The sequence below is a fragment of the Hymenobacter swuensis DY53 genome (genome assembly GCF_000576555.1).
GTDB classification, from domain to species: Bacteria; Bacteroidota; Bacteroidia; order Cytophagales; family Hymenobacteraceae; genus Hymenobacter; species Hymenobacter swuensis.
Genome location: NZ_CP007145.1, coordinates 287,466 through 303,779, shown reverse-complemented (window position 1 = coordinate 303,779; position 16,314 = coordinate 287,466). Strand labels below are relative to the sequence as shown.

The 16,314-nt window shown below is 54.0% G+C and carries 14 protein-coding genes; 2 read left to right on the top strand and 12 right to left on the bottom strand.

The window, feature by feature from the left end; all coding sequences use genetic code 11:
• The first annotated feature begins 119 nt into the window (after positions 1 to 119).
• Complete coding sequence (gene uvrC / locus HSW_RS02795) at positions 120 to 1,937, top strand: excinuclease ABC subunit UvrC (RefSeq protein WP_044000745.1); 1,818 nt, start codon at positions 120 to 122, stop codon at positions 1,935 to 1,937.
• 128 nt (positions 1,938 to 2,065) lie between these two features.
• Here uvrC and porN read toward each other — a convergent pair whose 3' ends face one another.
• From porN to lipB, 10 genes are all read right to left on the bottom strand, one after another.
• On the bottom strand, positions 2,066 to 2,947 hold the full coding sequence (gene porN, locus HSW_RS02790; protein WP_052346039.1) for a type IX secretion system ring subunit PorN/GldN: 882 nt from the start codon (positions 2,945 to 2,947) through the stop codon (positions 2,066 to 2,068).
• Between the two features lie 48 nt (positions 2,948 to 2,995).
• Positions 2,996 to 4,579 (bottom strand): type IX secretion system motor protein PorM/GldM, encoded by a 1,584-nt coding sequence (gene porM, locus HSW_RS02785; protein WP_044000744.1) that lies wholly within the window; start codon positions 4,577 to 4,579, stop codon positions 2,996 to 2,998.
• Between the two features lie 59 nt (positions 4,580 to 4,638).
• A complete protein-coding gene (gene porL / locus HSW_RS02780; protein WP_044000743.1) occupies positions 4,639 to 5,445 on the bottom strand; it encodes a type IX secretion system motor protein PorL/GldL in 807 nt (268 codons plus the stop codon).
• A gap of 99 nt (positions 5,446 to 5,544) precedes the next feature.
• A complete protein-coding gene (gene porK / locus HSW_RS02775; protein WP_044000742.1) occupies positions 5,545 to 6,564 on the bottom strand; it encodes a T9SS ring complex lipoprotein PorK/GldK in 1,020 nt (339 codons plus the stop codon).
• Positions 6,565 to 6,800: 236 nt separating this feature from the next.
• A complete protein-coding gene (locus HSW_RS02770) occupies positions 6,801 to 7,793 on the bottom strand; it encodes a PorP/SprF family type IX secretion system membrane protein (RefSeq protein WP_044000741.1) in 993 nt (330 codons plus the stop codon).
• Positions 7,794 to 7,937: 144 nt separating this feature from the next.
• The gene (locus HSW_RS02765; RefSeq protein ID WP_052346038.1) at positions 7,938 to 8,756 is read right to left on the bottom strand and encodes a uroporphyrinogen-III synthase; all 819 of its coding nucleotides are present in this window, start codon (positions 8,754 to 8,756) and stop codon (positions 7,938 to 7,940) included.
• Positions 8,757 to 8,834: 78 nt separating this feature from the next.
• The gene (locus HSW_RS02760) at positions 8,835 to 9,992 is read right to left on the bottom strand and encodes a DUF4271 domain-containing protein (RefSeq protein WP_052346037.1); all 1,158 of its coding nucleotides are present in this window, start codon (positions 9,990 to 9,992) and stop codon (positions 8,835 to 8,837) included.
• 39 nt (positions 9,993 to 10,031) lie between these two features.
• Positions 10,032 to 11,099 (bottom strand): MraY family glycosyltransferase, encoded by a 1,068-nt coding sequence (locus HSW_RS02755; protein ID WP_044000740.1) that lies wholly within the window; start codon positions 11,097 to 11,099, stop codon positions 10,032 to 10,034.
• Between the two features lie 66 nt (positions 11,100 to 11,165).
• The gene (locus HSW_RS02750; RefSeq protein WP_044000739.1) at positions 11,166 to 11,582 is read right to left on the bottom strand and encodes a hypothetical protein; all 417 of its coding nucleotides are present in this window, start codon (positions 11,580 to 11,582) and stop codon (positions 11,166 to 11,168) included.
• Positions 11,579 to 12,388, bottom strand: a complete 810-nt coding sequence (lipB, locus tag HSW_RS02745; RefSeq protein ID WP_081768228.1) for a lipoyl(octanoyl) transferase LipB — start codon at positions 12,386 to 12,388, stop codon at positions 11,579 to 11,581. Before lipB ends, HSW_RS02750 begins: the two co-directional genes overlap by 4 nt.
• Positions 12,389 to 12,655: 267 nt before the next feature.
• Here lipB and HSW_RS02740 point away from each other — a divergent pair, with 267 nt between their 5' ends.
• The gene (locus HSW_RS02740; protein ID WP_044000738.1) at positions 12,656 to 13,015 is read left to right on the top strand and encodes a YraN family protein; all 360 of its coding nucleotides are present in this window, start codon (positions 12,656 to 12,658) and stop codon (positions 13,013 to 13,015) included.
• Positions 13,016 to 13,107: 92 nt separating this feature from the next.
• Here HSW_RS02740 and HSW_RS02735 read toward each other — a convergent pair whose 3' ends face one another.
• Both HSW_RS02735 and htpG read right to left on the bottom strand, forming a co-directional pair.
• Positions 13,108 to 14,091 carry a toxin-antitoxin system YwqK family antitoxin gene (locus tag HSW_RS02735; protein WP_155832797.1) on the bottom strand — a complete coding sequence of 328 codons (984 nt, stop codon included), beginning with the start codon at positions 14,089 to 14,091 and terminating at the stop codon, positions 13,108 to 13,110.
• Between the two features lie 226 nt (positions 14,092 to 14,317).
• Entirely contained in the window at positions 14,318 to 16,150 is a 1,833-nt protein-coding gene (htpG, locus tag HSW_RS02730; RefSeq protein WP_044000736.1) for a molecular chaperone HtpG, read from the bottom strand.
• Between the last annotated feature and the right edge of the window lie 164 nt (positions 16,151 to 16,314).

Sequence of the window (16,314 nt, the reverse complement as noted above, 5' to 3'; positions counted from 1 at the left end):
TTTCTCTTCTGCGAACCTCTGGGCTCCCTGGCTGCGTACCTCCGCAGAGGCTTTCCTGCTTCTCGCACTACAGCCCGAAACCCGCATAACCAGCTGAACACTCAGCACTACTCTGTGATATGGCTGCCCGCCCCGAACTACAGGACCAGATCCGCCAGCTGCCCCACCGCCCGGGCGTGTACAAATACTTCGGCGACGAGGATAGCATCATTTACGTTGGCAAGGCCATCGACCTGCGGAAACGGGTCAGCAGTTACTTCACCAAGCAGGACCACAACAAGAAGACCCAGCAACTGGTCAAGAACATCCGCCGCATTGAGTTTACCATTGTCGACTCGGAGTCGGACGCGTTTCTGCTGGAAAACAACCTCATTAAGCAGCACCAGCCTAAGTACAACATCCTGCTCAAAGACGGGAAAACTTACCCGTATCTGCTGCTGACCAACGAGCGCTTTCCGCGCCTCATCCCCACCCGTAACAAGATTGCTGGCCAGGGTCGCTACTACGGCCCCTATGCCAACGTGACGGGTATGAACCTGCTGCTGGAGCTCATTCGGGCCCTGTATCCGTTGCGCACTTGCACCTATAATCTCTCGCCCCAGAACATTGAGGCCGGCAAGTTCAAGGTATGCCTGGAGTATCATCTGGGCAACTGCAAAGGCCCCTGCGAAGGCCACCAAGATGAGGAAACCTACAGCCAGTACATCCAGCAGATCCGCCAGATCCTCAATGGCGACCTGCGCCTGCCCAAGCAATACTTCCGGGAACGAATGACCCAGGCGGCCCAGGAGCAGCAGTACGAGTTGGCGCACCAGTTCAAGCTCAAGCTCGACAAGCTCGACGAATTCCAGAGCAAGAGCACCATCGTGAATGCTTCCCTGTCAAACATCGACGTATTCAGCATCGTGTCGAATGAGAAGTCGGCATTCATCAGTTACCTCAAGGTGATGAACGGCAGCATCGTACTCACGCAGTCGGTAGAGGTGCAGAAGAAGCTGGATGAACCCGATGAGGAAATTCTGGCCCCGCTCATCATGCAGATGCGGCAGGAGTTTGAGAGTGAATCGAAGGAAATTCTCACCAACCTACCTGTACCTAGCCTGCCCCTGCCCGGCGTCAGCATCGCCCAGCCCCAGATTGGCGACAAGCGCAAGCTCATTGAGCTAGGCCTGAAAAACGTGCTGTACCTGCGCAAGGAGAAGGAAAGCATGAACGACCGGAGCAAGGACCTGAACGAAGTCCGCATCATGGAAACCATTCGCAAGGATTTACGCCTGACGGAGCTACCCAAGCACATCGAATGCTTCGACAACTCCAACTTCCAGGGTGATAATCCGGTGGCTGCCATGGTGTGTTTCCGCAACGCTAAGCCCAGCAAAAAGGACTACCGCCACTACCACATCAAAACCGTCATCGGCCCCAATGACTTCGACTCCATGTACGAAGTGGTTACGCGACGCTACCGCCGTTTGGTAGATGAAGGAGCCAGCTTGCCGCAGCTGGTTATTGTGGATGGTGGCAAGGGCCAACTCAGCATGGCCGTAAAGGCGCTCAAAGACCTCAACCTGTGGGGCCAGATGGCCGTCATCGGCATTGCCAAACGCCTAGAGGAAATCTACGTACCCAACGACCCTCTACCGCTCTATATCGATAAGAAGAGCGAGTCGCTCCGCCTGTTTCAGCGCATGCGCGACGAAGTCCACCGTTTCGGCATCACCTTCCACCGCTCCCGCCGCGACGCCGCCACCCTCAAAACCGAGTTGACCGACGTAAAAGGCCTCGGACCCGTCACCGCCGATAAGCTCCTGACCAAGTTCAAGTCCGTCAAAAAGATCAAAGAGCTAACCGAAGCCCAGCTTATTGAAGAGGTTGGAAAAGCCAAAGCCCGCATTCTGCTTAACTATTTTAGCCAGCAGGAAGAACCCCAACAATCTTAATATCATGAACCGAGGTGATCAAACACAAAAGAGCCCCAACCGTAAGGTTGGGGCTCTTTTGTGTAATCAGACAGATGAATCGACTACGAAATTCGTTTAATCCGATACATCCGCCCAAGTCCGTGATATTAGAACGACCACAGGTTATACTCGTACTCGATCAGGTCGGCTGCCGCTTGCTGCGAAGCCAGAATACCTTGCTGCTGACCACCATAAATCTCATCCAGACGCGAGTCGCTGGGGTTCGATACCTTCACAATGTATGAGTTGAACAGCCACAGTTCGAAAGCGTCAGCAAGGTTTTTATGCTGGGCATCGTTTTGGGGATTAAACCAGATAGCCTTATCCGGGTTGGCCCGGAATACGCGAACTAGGTCGCTGTATTTGAACACCCCAATGGTTTTCTCGATACCGGCAGTGTTAGAGCTCAGCGTAGAAGGAACAAGCAGCGTAATGGACTTGATATCATGATACATTCTCGACCGTTTCTTGTCGAAAATCATATCCTCTTTCATCTCCATCTGATACATATCCTTCGGACGAATCTCGTAGCTCGGTGCTACTACTGGCGCCTTTTTAGCTACAGCCTTGCCCTTGGCTCCTTTTTTAACGGGAGCACCCCAGTCATCCCCGGTATCTTCGGAGAAACCGGCGGCTTTTTCCTCGTCGCTCAAACCTGCGCTGGCTTCTGCGTACGACATGTTGCTGATTACTTCCTTCGAGGAGAAGGTAGTGGTCAGGGAGTCGTTGCGGTAAGCCTGCAGTTCGCCACGTTTCACCGCGTCGATGATTACACGGCTGATTTCCTTGCCTTCGGCGAACATGGGTTTGTTCTGCTTCTCGCGCAGGTCAATCGCGCGCCAGATGGTCTTTCGGAACATGATGTCCGAATTCGGAATCGGGCGGTACGAGCCATTGCTGCTCGCGGTGGTAGCTTGTTCCTGAGCCGAGGCTGCCACCGACAGCGTCAGGCCGGCCGTCAGAGCGGCGAAGGAGAGGAATTTGTTCATACCAGGGTAATCAAAAAAGCGCGACGGATAGTTCAGAGTCAGTAACGCTTACAGCAGCGGAATATTGAACTGCTTTGAAACATTTACGTCTTCCACGTTGCCTTGGAAATTCTGACGCTGAACACCTTTTACTTCGATGTACAGACGGTCACCTTCACGAGCGGTGTTTACCACACTGCTCAGATCAACCGTTGGACCATTGACAGTAATGGTTTGCATAGCCGGACGCTTGCCACGTACCAACGTGATTTCGTAGCGCGATACCCGGAAACGAGCATCATCTGGCAGGAAGGTAGCAAAACCAGCATCGGCTACCGCCTTCATATTCATGTTACGAACGGCCGTAATCGGAGTACCTTGCTTTTCGTTAGCCGGACGGCCACCTACCCAGCACTGAATCTCCGGCTTAGGAATGGGGCGAACCTGGAAGGTTTGCGAGCCAATGGGGTTGCCGCCGCTGCTAACGTTCAGAGTTACTTCCTTCGAATTGGGAACCAGCGTTACCTCTCCTTTAGCCGAGCCTTTGATGGTAGAAGCACCGGAAGCAGAGAAGCTAGGATCGTACTGAGCACCCAGCGCGGGTACCTGTACGCTCAGCTTGTTGCCGCACTTGAAATACAACGCCTGAACCGAAGCCGACTGAATCTGCATTACGGGCTTGGTAATGGTGTAAGGCGTCTTTACAGTAAAGACTGTGTCGCGGCCATTCTGCTTGAATCGAATGGTACCGGTCCAAGAGCCTTTGGCGTTACCAGCTTGGTCGAAAGCGCCGGGACGAGCCGTGAATTCGATTTTACCTTTGCCGGTTGCCTGATCCACTTTCAGCGGTGAGCCGTTCAGCGTCATGCTGGGGTTCAGACCCGAAGCTGAAGCCGTCAGGAAAAGTTCTGCTTTGTACTTAGTACCAGCAGCCACCGTATTCGACTCCGCGCTAGCAAAAGCCCCGATTTTGTCGAATACGATAACCGAACCACCTACGCGTTGGGCCAACGCACTCAGTGCATCTGATTCATACTTCAGCACTTCGGCTTCTTTCTGCGAGAGAACGGCCAAAGCAGCAACTACCGGCGTATTTTCGAAGCTGAGCTGAGCAAAGTTCTTGCTCTTCTGCTCCTTCTCCGTCACCATTGGATCTTCCTTGGCATCAAGGGCCAAAGCACCAGCGTTAGGCACGAACTGCTTGATGTAAGTAGAGTAGTTGTTCAACTGCCCTTTCATCGTATAGCCTTCCCCATTCTGACTGGCACCCAACATTAGCTCTGCCACTTTATCCTCGGCGCTCATGTTCTTGAATTCGTTCTTACCCTTGTTTTCCGTTTTCTCCAGCAGCTTGGTGCGGACGGAAGACAAGTACGCAACTATTTCCTGCGTTTTCTGCCGAACTTCTTCGCTCTGCTTCAGCACAGCAAGGTCTTTGGCTTGGTTACGGTTTTTTTCAACCTGCCCCTTAATGCCTTTTACCTTGTCATCGTTCGCCTTCGACACTTTGCCGTTGATAGCCGACAAGCTGTCATCCAGAAACTTGAACTTGAGCAGAATTGCTGAGTTTACTTGTAGGGCCAGAAGAGCGGTGAGTACCAAGTACATCATCCCGATCATCTTCTGCCGTGGAGTCTCTTTACCTCCCGCCATCGTGTCTACCTGTTACTATACTGTGTGGAATTTAATCTGAGACGTACAGTGCAGCTACCTTAGTTGGTAGCACGCATGGCGTTCAGCATGTTACCATACACACGGTTCAGCGAGCTGAGGTTGGTGGTCAGGCTGGTCACTTCCTGCTTGAACTGGTCGGTTTCTTTACCAGCTTCGGTCAGATTCTCCATGGCCTGAGCCAAGGTACCGTAGAACTTATTCATGGACTTCAGGTGCGTGTTGGCATCCTGCAGTTCCATTTCGTACACTGCATTCAGCGCGCCCAGATTCTTGGTCACGTTCTGCACCTGCACATGGTACTCACGAGCATCGTTGGTGGCATCAGCCATAGCCGTCATGGCCGTAGCAGTGTTCGAATATGCCTCGTTGATACGCTCCAGCGACTGAGCGGCGGTGCGCACCTTGGTGGTGTACTCATCGGTAGCGCTGGTAGCGTCGCCGAGGGTCGAGAGCTGCTGCGTAGTGGTGCTCAGGCGGTTCAGGCCCTGGCCCAGCGACGCAATAGCCTCAGGCGTCACGTTGGCATCTTTCAGCATATCGTCTAGCTTGCGGGTCAGGCCCGTGCCGGTGCTTTGCTCAACGAACTTGTTGCTGTTGGTGGAAGGATCGTAACCTTCGCTCAGTTCCGGATAAACCAAGGACCAGTCAACTTCTTTGGGGTTGGGCTGGAATGCGCTCAGCAGGAAGATTAGGGCTTCTGTGCCCAGACCTACAATCAGCATTTCGCTGGCACCTTCCCAGTGCTGAATTTTGAACAATGCCCCTACGATTACGACTGCTGCGCCGATGCCGTACACTTTGGGCATCAGCACATCGTACAGAAAACTACCGCCTTTAGCTGCCATGTGATTGTGATGTTGGAAAAGAAGTTGTTGTGGTAATGAATTTTAAGAAAGCAAAGCAGTAGTGTGTGGGAGTTTTACTGCACCGGATGTTACCGGCAATTAGTTCAGGCTTTCGTTGGTACCCATGCCGATCTGAATCATGGCGGTACGGAACCCAATGTAAGAGCGAGCCGAATCCTGGTATTCAAAGTTGCGGGTACCGGTTTCGAGGAAGTACGCAATGTCCTTCCAGGAACCGCCACGCACTACTTTGCGGGGCTCGTTATCATCGGGGTTGGTTGGGTTCATATCCCACACCACCGGTACGGAAGCTTCCATGTAGGCATCATCGCACCACTCCGACACGTTGCCCGACATATCGTACAGGCCAAAGTCATTGGGGAAGAAGGCACCCACCGGCGAAGTGTAAGCGTAACCGTCCGAAGCATAGTCGCCACGACCGGGCTTGAAGTTAGCCAGCATGCAGCCTTTCGAGTTGCGCAGATAAGGACCACCCCAGGGATATGTAGCTAGGTCACGGCCACCGCGGGCAGCATATTCCCACTCGGCCTCGGAAGGCAGGCGAAAGTTGGGGGTAGGAGCCAGACCGGCTTCAGCATTAGCCGCGTTTTTGTTTTTGGTGCGCCAGTTGCAGAAGTACTTAGCGGCAAACCAGTCAACCCCAACCACCGGGTAGTCATCGAAGGCTGGGTGCGTGTAGTAATACTCCATCAGGGGGTCACCCATGTGGTAAGTAAAGTCGCGCACCCAAACCGTAGTATCGGGGTAGAGCTCCGTCATCACGTACTCCTCGCCCAGTACGTCAATGGAGTCCTGCCGGATGGCATTCATGAACTGGCGGTACTCATTGTTCGTGATTTCCGTCTCATCCATGTAGAAGCCGGCGATAGTCACCTGCTTGTTCATGTTGACCATAGAGGCCGAAATATCTTGGTCCGTCTGGCCCATGTGGAAGGTTCCACCAGGACAGGGTACCATGCCGTAGGGCACCTCCTGCGGGTTAAACTCCGGACGGTCCTCCGCACCAACCAGGTCACCCTGCGGCCCTGTACCGAAACCACAGCCCCCCAGAATGAGCGTCGAAAAAGCGACGAGAGGCAATACGAGAAACTTGTTCATGTGAGAAAGAAAAAGACGGTCGAGGCGGCGATATCCAAAGATTACAATTTTTCGAGCTGGCAAATCTAACGAATCATACGTTCGTACGCAAGCCTATCGCTCAATGCATCCCATTTGTCTGCGAACTGGCTGATTAGCCGGTTAAACAATGGTTAACAATGAGTTAATATCAGCTCGTCAGTTGTGCTAGATCAATATATGGCGAGTAATGAGTTAACTGTATTCCAAGCCTCTTTTTAGAAGCTGTAGCGCGGTGTACGGATTGCTGGGCGGATTGCTAAACCCGGTTTGGGCAGACGATAAGAGAGCATAATTTCAAATGAACTAAGCGCCCTTGCATCCTGATTAAATGCAATTAAGTCGTAAGCTAATCCCACCCGCATTGCATTGTCTTTCGAGAAGCTCAAGCCTCCTAAAGCCGTAACTGATTCATCGTACCGATAGCCTAAGCCCCCCCAAAACCGATCATTAAAAGTAGCGCGTACGCCTGCTTCGTACGAATTATTTTTGAAGGCAAACTTACTATCATCTCCAAACTTGCCCGGTAATACCACTTTCATCAGCACAGTAGGCGTTACTACAACGGAGGATGAGGCCTCAATATTATACCCAGCCGTCAGGTACGCGTGATTTTCGTTGATGTACTCAGCCGTTTTACCTCCCACCACCTGGCTATTGAATTTGTAGCTAGAACGAAGCAGGTTATTGACGCTCAAGCCGGCATAGAGCTTATCGGATTCATACCACACCCCAACACCCGCGTCAATCTTCCGGTCGGCGCCTTCTCGTGGAACCTTTATATCATCTTGATCTATAGCCCGGTAGGTGCCCTGATAGATATTATTGAATATTCCCTGCACACCAATGCCCAGCCGGCCTTCTCCTATCTTGATATGCTTGGAATACGAAAGCTGAACGTTGGTTGTCGTAAGTTCGGCAATTTTGTCCCGGTAGATACCGATACCGAGGCCGCCACCTATAGCTGCTACCGGAAGGGAAGCCGTAAGCATATAGGTTTGAGGGGAGCCCCCGTTATCAAACGTTGCGTTGTACCCAAAGTATTGTGAACGGCCAAGCGCAGTAATTTCTCCCTGCCCCTTGATACCCGCATATGCTGGGTTCAGGAACATCCCATTAAAGCCGTAATGGCTAAACTGGGGCTGCTGCTGCGCCATAGCAGTGCCAAAGGCGAAGGAGAAGACAATAGCAGTGAGTAGAGCCTTCTTCATAAGGTATTGAGTATAGCCAGTTATGCCTAAAAAATGATGGGCATGGCCTTTTCAAATGTATGCAAAAAAGCCTCTGCAACAAATTCTACCAGAAAAACAAAAGGGAATAGAAATCTATTCCCTTTGTTCTAAAAAGGCAGGCACTTATTTACTCTGTTTTTTCTCTCTGGGGGCTTCAGTGCCATGGTGCAACCGAATATACGCTTCAATGGCACCGGTCATAGAAGGCGCATTAGGCTGCGGGGCTTCAATATCAAGCTCAAGTCCGGCGTCTACAACTGCTTTGGCCGTTGTGGGTCCGAAAGCTGCAATGCGGGTACCGTTCTGCTCAAAATCGGGGAAGTTGATGAAGAGCGAACTGATGCCGGAAGGACTGAAGAAGGCAATACAATCGTATTTCACATCTGACAGATCCGACAGGTCGCTGGCAACGGTACGATAGATAACCGCTTCGGTGAATTTTAAGCTGTTAGCCCGCATGAACTCTGGAATATCGTCCTTGCGGATGTCAGAGCACGGATACAGGAATTTCTCGCCCTTGTGCTTCCTGATGACCTCAAACAAGTCGGCAGCCGTGCGCTGGCCCACGAACAGCTTGCGCTTGCGTAGTACGATGTACTTCTGCAAGTAATTGGCCGTCTGCTCCGAAATGCAGAAATACTTCATTTCAGCGGGCATCTCAATCTTCGCCTCCTGGCAAATCCGGAAGAAATGATCAACGGCATTGCGGCTGGTGAAGATAACCGCCGTATGCTCAGCAATGTTGACTTTCTCTTTGCGGAAATCCTTGTAGGAAACTGGCTGAACCTCGATAAACTCCCGGAAGTCTACTTTAATCCCGTATTTTTCTGCAATAGAAAAGTACGGCGAGACATCATTAGTGGGTTTAGGCTGGGTGACCAGAATGCTGGAGATGCGCCTAGTGTGGCGGCCCGCCCCCGGTTGGTCTTTGCTCTCGGCCATAGGGTAGAAAAAAGGGTAAGTCTAAGGCAATAAGGGAGGCATTGCGGATCTACCGATGCAGGTCGGTAGTGGTGTGTGTCAGTAGGTAAAAACGATCAGCTTGAGCAGAATGATCAGGGGAATCACTTCTGTGGCGCAAAGGTAAGAAAACAAATGCAGATTCAGTAAGGATGTCTTGCGGTGTAAGGTCCGAGCTACCCGCAGTAAGGTTCCAACCAACAGCAAGGAAACCACTCCGTTGGAAACCCACAGCACAGTTTCAGGCAGCCGCTGATTAAGGCCCAGATACAGCAGCATTACAACGGGTAAAAACAGACCCATAAACAGGATGGTCCGGATAAATTCGCGGTACTGGATGGTGACCAGCTCCGTTACATCGAAGATGTAGCCCAGCAACTCCAGGAACAGGTATTTGCCCAGCACGAACCCGGCGACCAGTAGCGTATACAGCAGGACGCGCACCATAATGGCAGACTCGGCCACATCAAACAGGCGGCGCAGGATTACGATGCTCTGAATATTGGTATGAATGGCGACCAGCAACAACGCAAATGACAGCGAAAACAGTAGCACCAGCACCAAGTTCAGCCAAGTCAGGGTTGGCTTGATCAGGAAATCCTGCTCGGCAGCCCCTTTGCCCCAAAGGCCTTCCAGCTGGTAGATGCGCGTAAATCCCGGCTGATACGTAGCCCGGAGGCCGCCATAACACAACCCGATCAGCAATAGGAAGCCCACAAAAACATTCTGCCCCTGATGCCCTCTGGGCCGGGGCTGAGCTGCTAGTGAAGCGGAAGAAGCGGCCCCGGGCTTTGCTGCCACCAAGGGCACCGCATTGCTGAAGGAAGCCAGATCAGGGGCGGCGTCGGGCTGCCAGACGCACAATAAGTGGGGTCCGGCCGGACTACCAGCCGGCAACAGCAACGACAAGTCGACGGTATACGAAGCCGGCACACGAGCCGTGAAAACCAAGCGGTTATCCAGAAAAAGGCTCAGCTTCTCGCGGGCTGTGAAGCTAACAGGCAGGCCTTTGCCCGGGCGGATGGTCAACCATTGGTAGTATGCATGGGCTGGCTGGTGGTAGTCAGGCAGATACAGGACCAAGCGGTTGCGTGGCTCATCAAAAATGAGCCAGTCGGCAGTAAGTCCGGCGCGCGGTGCAGGAGGCAATGGACGGTATTCGGCGGCCCGGGCGGTGGCCGGCCCCAGACTCAGGCCACAAAGCCAGAGCAGGCACATGAAAAGACAATAACTGTTCTGCACCCTTCCGGTCGTTGTTTAGGAAGCTACGCGCTGCCGCTCGGCGCGACTATGATACACGCCTAGGAATACGCTCAGCAACAGAGAAAATGCTACCAGCATGGCAATCAAAATGGTATTGCCGAGGTAAGCGAAGTTGATGACAAACAGAATGACCACAATATTGAGCAGGCCCAACAGAATAACTGTGCCGATTTGCTGGAAGCCCATAGCCAGAATACGGTGGTGGACGTGGTTCTTATCGGGCGAGAAAGGCGAGCGGCCGGCCATCATGCGTACAATGAACACCCGCAGCGTATCGAACAGCGGTACGAACAGAATACCCACGGCTACCGACGGTGCCGAGGAGGCGAACGGCTGGCCTACTTTCAGGCCCATCTCAATAAACTGAATAGTGAGTATTGACACGATAAAGCCGCACACCAACGAGCCGGTGTCGCCCATGAAGATGGTGGCCTTGTGAAAGTTATAGCGCAGAAAGCCCAAAATACCGCCTACCACGCACACCGACACGAACACATAGTTCTGAAAATCAGGCCCGCCGTAGCGGTAAAAGTAGTAGCCGAAAGTGCTTACAATGATGAGGACAATGGAACCGGCCAGTCCGTCGAGGCCATCAATGAGGTTGATGGCATTGGTGATGCCCACGATGGCGAAAAAGGTAAAGGCATAGCTGATGCCGATGGGCAGCTCCTGAATTCCCAGAATGCCCTGAAAGCTGGTAATGCGCACATCAGCCATAATCATGACCACACCTGTGGCCAGTAGTTGGCCCACAAATTTCTTGGCAACGGAAATACTGACCAGATCATCTTTCAAACCCACAAAGAACAGCACGATACAACCTGCCAGTAGCTGTTGCACGCCGTTGTTAAGAGGGGCAAAAATGGTGAGAGCCGACATAAAGCCTGCAAATACCGCCACGCCGCCCAGGCGCGGCGTCAGCGACTCGTGCACGGTACGCACGTTGGGCGTATCGAGCATGTTTTTCAGGTGGGCGATGTAAATGATGGACGGGACGGCGAACAAGGCCACCAGAAACGCCCACAGGGAGGACAGACCCAACTGAATTCCGAGTGCATTCATTGCGGTTCGGCTATTTTTGTAAACATGCCTCAACGTGAGACAGGAAATGGAAAAGCAAAGATACGGTTAGCTGTGCAGTACCCCAGAGCGGTCCAGCAAAGTAATGGGCGTCAGGTTAGCGGCCACGATGGAATCGGGCACGAAGATGAACTTCTTATCAAAAATCTGACCACCGACGTAATAGCTCACCCAATATTGGTTGTTCAGGTGAAATAGGGCCGGATCAATCGGTTCGACGGGAACGGCGGCTTGCTCGGGAACCATCAACAGCGAATGACGCAGCGTAGAGGTGCGCACCGGCTCCCCTTCCGCGTTGGTTCCGTAGCCGTTGGAGCTAACGATGACATTTTCCAGCTCATGGTCGTTGTAGTTGAGCAGGTACACCAACCAGCCGGGCTGGCCTTCGGTGGTAGTAGCCGCCTCATCGGGCACAATGGCAATGGAAACTCCTTCTACCGGAGCAAAGGCAATATCTTCCTTCATAAAGCAGATTCAGTGGCAAGGCTGGCCCCAAACAGGCGGGCCAGGTGTGGAAGCAGGCGGTCCTGCACTTCAGCCAAGGGCACGGCATGGCCTAGTTCCTGGCGGAGTGAGGTAACCGCCTTATCGGTAATGCCGCAGGGTACGATGTAGCCAAAGTACGAAAGGTCGGTATTGACGTTGAGCGCGAAGCCATGCATGGTAACCCAACGGCTACATTTCACACCCATAGCACAGATTTTACGCGGGTTGGCCGCGCCTTCCTCAAAATCGAGCCAGACGCCGGTGAGGCCCGCAATGCGGCCGGCCCGCACGCCATATTCGGCCAGGGTGAGGATGACGGCTTCTTCCAGCAGCCGCAAGTAGCGGTGAATGTCCGTGAAGAAGTTGTCGAGGTCGAAAATGGGGTAACCAACCAGTTGGCCGGGACCGTGGTAGGTGATATCACCACCCCGGTTGATACGGTGGAAGGTAGCCTGATGTGCCGTTAGGCCGGCTTCATCGAGTAGCAGGTGTTCAGGCTTTCCGCTTTTGCCTAATGTGTAGACGTGTGGATGCTCACAAAGCAGTAAGTAGTTCGCAGTGGGTTCGGGCAACTCTCCGGCTTCCTGCCGCTGCCGGTTCAGGGTTTTGGTCGCCAGCGTTTCGGCCAGCAGCTGTTCCTGAGCATCCCAGGCGGGCTGGTAGTCAACCAACCCCAGACGGCGTACGGACACCCGGCGGTTCTGGCCAGTCGTGGCCGGAGCAGCGGCCGGCTCCGGCGTAGCACCAACATCAGTGGGACTTACGCAGGCAGAATATAGAGACATGGGCTATCTGAAAAAGACGGGACCTGATAAGCGCAAATCCTCCTGCTGGCTACGAACTAGCTGCCCCAACAGGCAGAAAATTGGCCCTTTTTAGATGGCGAGCAGGTTTCTTACGCAGCAAACCGGCACTAACGGATACCACCACCGAAAAGAGCAGCGCCTACCGCTCAAGGAACGCGCAAAGGTACTAGATTTAGCACCAAACCGGCTACTTCAGGTACTAGTTCACCTGTTCCAGCCACTCATATTAACCTGAGCCCACCCTCTATGCCAACTGCCGCCCACCAACTTGGCCATGACGGAGAAGAGACGGCCCTGCAGTACCTGCTGGCCCGGGGCTACAAGCTGTTGTACCGCAACTTCCGCCACCGCCGCGCCGAAGTAGACCTGATTATGCACCGGGGCCGGGAGCTGCTGGTGTTTGTGGAGGTGAAAACGCGCTCCTCAGCTCAGTACGGTCACCCCGAAGAATTCGTGACAGAGCGCAAACGGCAGTTGCTGCGCTTGGCAGCCGAACACCTGCAGGAAGAGCTCAACTGGGCCGGTGACATCCGCTTTGATATTCTGGCCCTCTCCCCTACCACCCAGGGTCTGCGCATCGAACACTTCGAGGATGCATTCTGGTAAGTGGTGAATTTGTGAAATGGTGAGTTTGACGTTCTTGTTGCGCCACTTGCGCGGGCTGAACGTCAAACTCACCATTTCACAAATTCACCACTTCACCGCTTGCTGCCGGGGCGGGCGGTGTCGGGTTTATCGCGGTTATCCAGCTTATCTTTCTCGTAAATAAGCACGCCGTTGCGGTTGTACTCCTTTACCAGCACCGGCTCGGTCACTTCCGGGTCGTAGCCCGATTCGCCGTACTGGTACTGGTAGCGCAGGCGGTTGCGGGTGTTACGGAAGCCCCAGTACCGGTCCCAGTTGCCCACACGCTTGCCGTTCTCGAACTGGCCCACCCATTCCATCTGGCCGTTCTCGTTGTAGCGCACATAGTCGCCTTCCAGCTTGCCGTTGTAGTAGGGCACTACTTCCTTCACCTGCTTCTGGCCCGCGTCGTAGTAGGTCACGTTGGCGTCGCGCGGGAAGCCCATTTCGTAGTGTGTTTTGGCCAGCAGCGTATTGTCGCGGTTGAACTTCTCCCAGCGCAGATGGCGGGTACCTACCGCGAAGTACCCGGTTTCTATCACCTTGCCGCCCTGCATTTTTTTGTAGGGGCCATGCAACACCTTGTCAGTGCCGGCATTCAGCTCAGTGTTGGCCTTGAAGATTTTGCGCTTGCGGGGGTTGAAATAGTAACGGGCCGGCGCAAATGGGTTGGGCTGCTGGAAGGTGCGCAGGTAGTAGAAGATTTCCACGTACTGGTTCTTGCCCTTCGGCCCTGATTTCACATATCCTTTCTTGATTCGCTCTCCCAAAAAGACGTTTTTCTTCTTCTTGGGCTTGCGCTGGGCCAGCTTCTCCTTCTCTTTAGCGGCCTTTTCCTGGTCTTTGGTCAGAGCTGTGCGCTTGGCCTGCAGCGAGGGCGCGGCAGTCGTGTCAGCCGCCGTGGTTAGCGTATCACTACTAGCCAACACCACGGGCGCATCGGGCCGGCTATTGAACGAGACGGTTTTTTTGGAGCAGGCACCTAGCAACAGCAGGACCGGCAATAGCACAGAGAAACGCAACAGACGCATTGGGGTAACGGGCAGGATTCGCAGCATCGAACGTAAATATAGAGGGATTTGGTGCCTAAGGGAGAGTAGCTGAGTACGCTGAGCAGCTTAGTGAAATGGTTCTGATGCCCAAACTTGCCAGCTTCCACCCTCACACGCAGGCAAAAAGCTCATGCTCAAACCCATGTAGCTTCTGCTAGCCCAAACGACAAAACCCCGGCAGCCTGAGCCACCGAGGTTTTGTACTGCTTAATACTTTACAGACTTTCTAAGACTACTCAGCCGCTAGAAGGTCGGCGCTGCGCTTCACAAACGCGGTTAGCGCCTCACCCTTCAGCAGGCCCTGGGCCAGCAAGGCCAGATCAAACGCCTGACGGGCCAACTGACTGCCGGCTTCGCCCTCGGCTTTCAGCACGCGCTGGGCTACCGGGTGATTGGCATTCACGCTCACCGTGTAGCTGTCGGGCAGGGAGCCGAACATCTGCATGCCACCGCCGCCACCGGCGCGCTGCATGTCCTTCATGCGGCGCATGAACTCGGGCAGCGTGATGATAACCGGCGCATCCTGGGGCGAAAGAGCCTCTACCTGCACATGCATGTGCTCGTTGCTGATGGCCACCTTGAACACGTCCTGCAGCCTGGTTGTGTCATCGTCGCTCAGTACGCTTTCTGTGGTTTCCTCCTTCTCGATGAGTTTGCCCACCGTATCGGCATCCACGCGCTTGAACGTAGTCTTTTCGAGCTTCTGCTCCAGTTGCCCGATGAAGTGCGAATCGAGCGGGCCGTTGAGCTCCAGCACGTCGTAACCCCGGTCCTGAGCCGCCTGCACGAAGCCATGCTGGGCCTCTGCGTCGGTGGTGTACAGCACCACCGTCTGCTCGTTCTTGTCCTTCTGGTTGGCCTGCACAAACTCCTGATACTCGGGCAGCGTGAACAGCTTACCGGCTACGTTCTGCACGAGAGCAAAGTCCTTGGCCTTGTCGTAGAACTTCTCATCCGACAGCATGCCATACTTCACAAACAGACCGATATCCGACCACTTACTCTCGTACCCAGCGCGGTCTTTGCGGAACAGCTCAGCCAGCTTGTCGGCTACCTTTTTGGTGATGTACTGGTTGATTTTGCGCACCGCCGCATCGGCCTGCAGGAAGCTGCGCGACACGTTCAGCGGAATGTCGGGCGAGTCGATGACGCCGTGCAGCAGCATCAGGAACTCGGGTACCACGTCCTTCACCTCGTCGGTAATGAACACTTGGCGCGAGTACAGCTGAATTTTGTTGCGCTGGAACTGCAGTTCGTCCTTCACCTTGGGGAAATACAGAATCCCGGTCAGGTTGAAGGGGTAATCCACGTTGAGGTGAATCCAGAATAGCGGCGGCTCCGAGAACGGGTACAGCTCCTGGTAGAACTTCACGTAATCCTCGTCGGTCAGCTCCGAGGGCTGCTTGGTCCAGATGGGAGCCGTCTGGTTGATGACCTCGCCCTCGAACTCAATTTCGATAGGCAGGAACTTGCAGTACTTGGTGAGGATGCCTTTGAGGCGGGCCGGCTCCAGAAACTCGTCGGAGTCCTCGGCTACGTGCAGCACAATGTCGGTGCCCCGGTCGGCCTTCTCAGTGTTTTCCAAGCTAAACTCGGTGCTACCGTCGCACACCCAATGCGCGCCTTCGGTGTCCTCCTTGTAGCTCTTGGAGAAGATTTCCACCTCCTTGGCCACCATGAATGCCGAGTAGAAACCCAGGCCGAACTGACCGATGATCTGGTCTTTGGCGGCGGCATCCTTCTCCTTGTACTTCTCCACAAACTCGGTGGCGCCGGAGAAGGCAATCTGGTTGATGTACTTCTTGATTTCCTCGGCCGTCATGCCCAGGCCGCGGTCCGAGATGGTAATGGTGCGGGCCTCTTTGTCCACGCTCACCTTCACCTTCAGCTCGCCCAGCTCGCCCTTGAACTCGCCCAGCTGGCCCAGGCTTTTCAGCTTCTGGGTAGCGTCCACGGCATTGCTCACCAGCTCACGCAGGAAGATTTCGTGGTCGGAGTACAGGAATTTCTTGATGATGGGGAAGATATTCTCGGTGTGAATCGAGATGCTACCTTTCTCTTGCATAACAGATGGGAAGGAGTGAATGAAAACGAAAACCGGACGATTTGCCAGCCTACCGACCGCAAACCGCGCGGATTCCCATTTTTCAAACGGCGTTCCAGTTCGCGGGCCACTGTCAGTTTGACAGCGCAATCCGGCCACCTGCCCGCGCCCGTACGTGCTGCCAA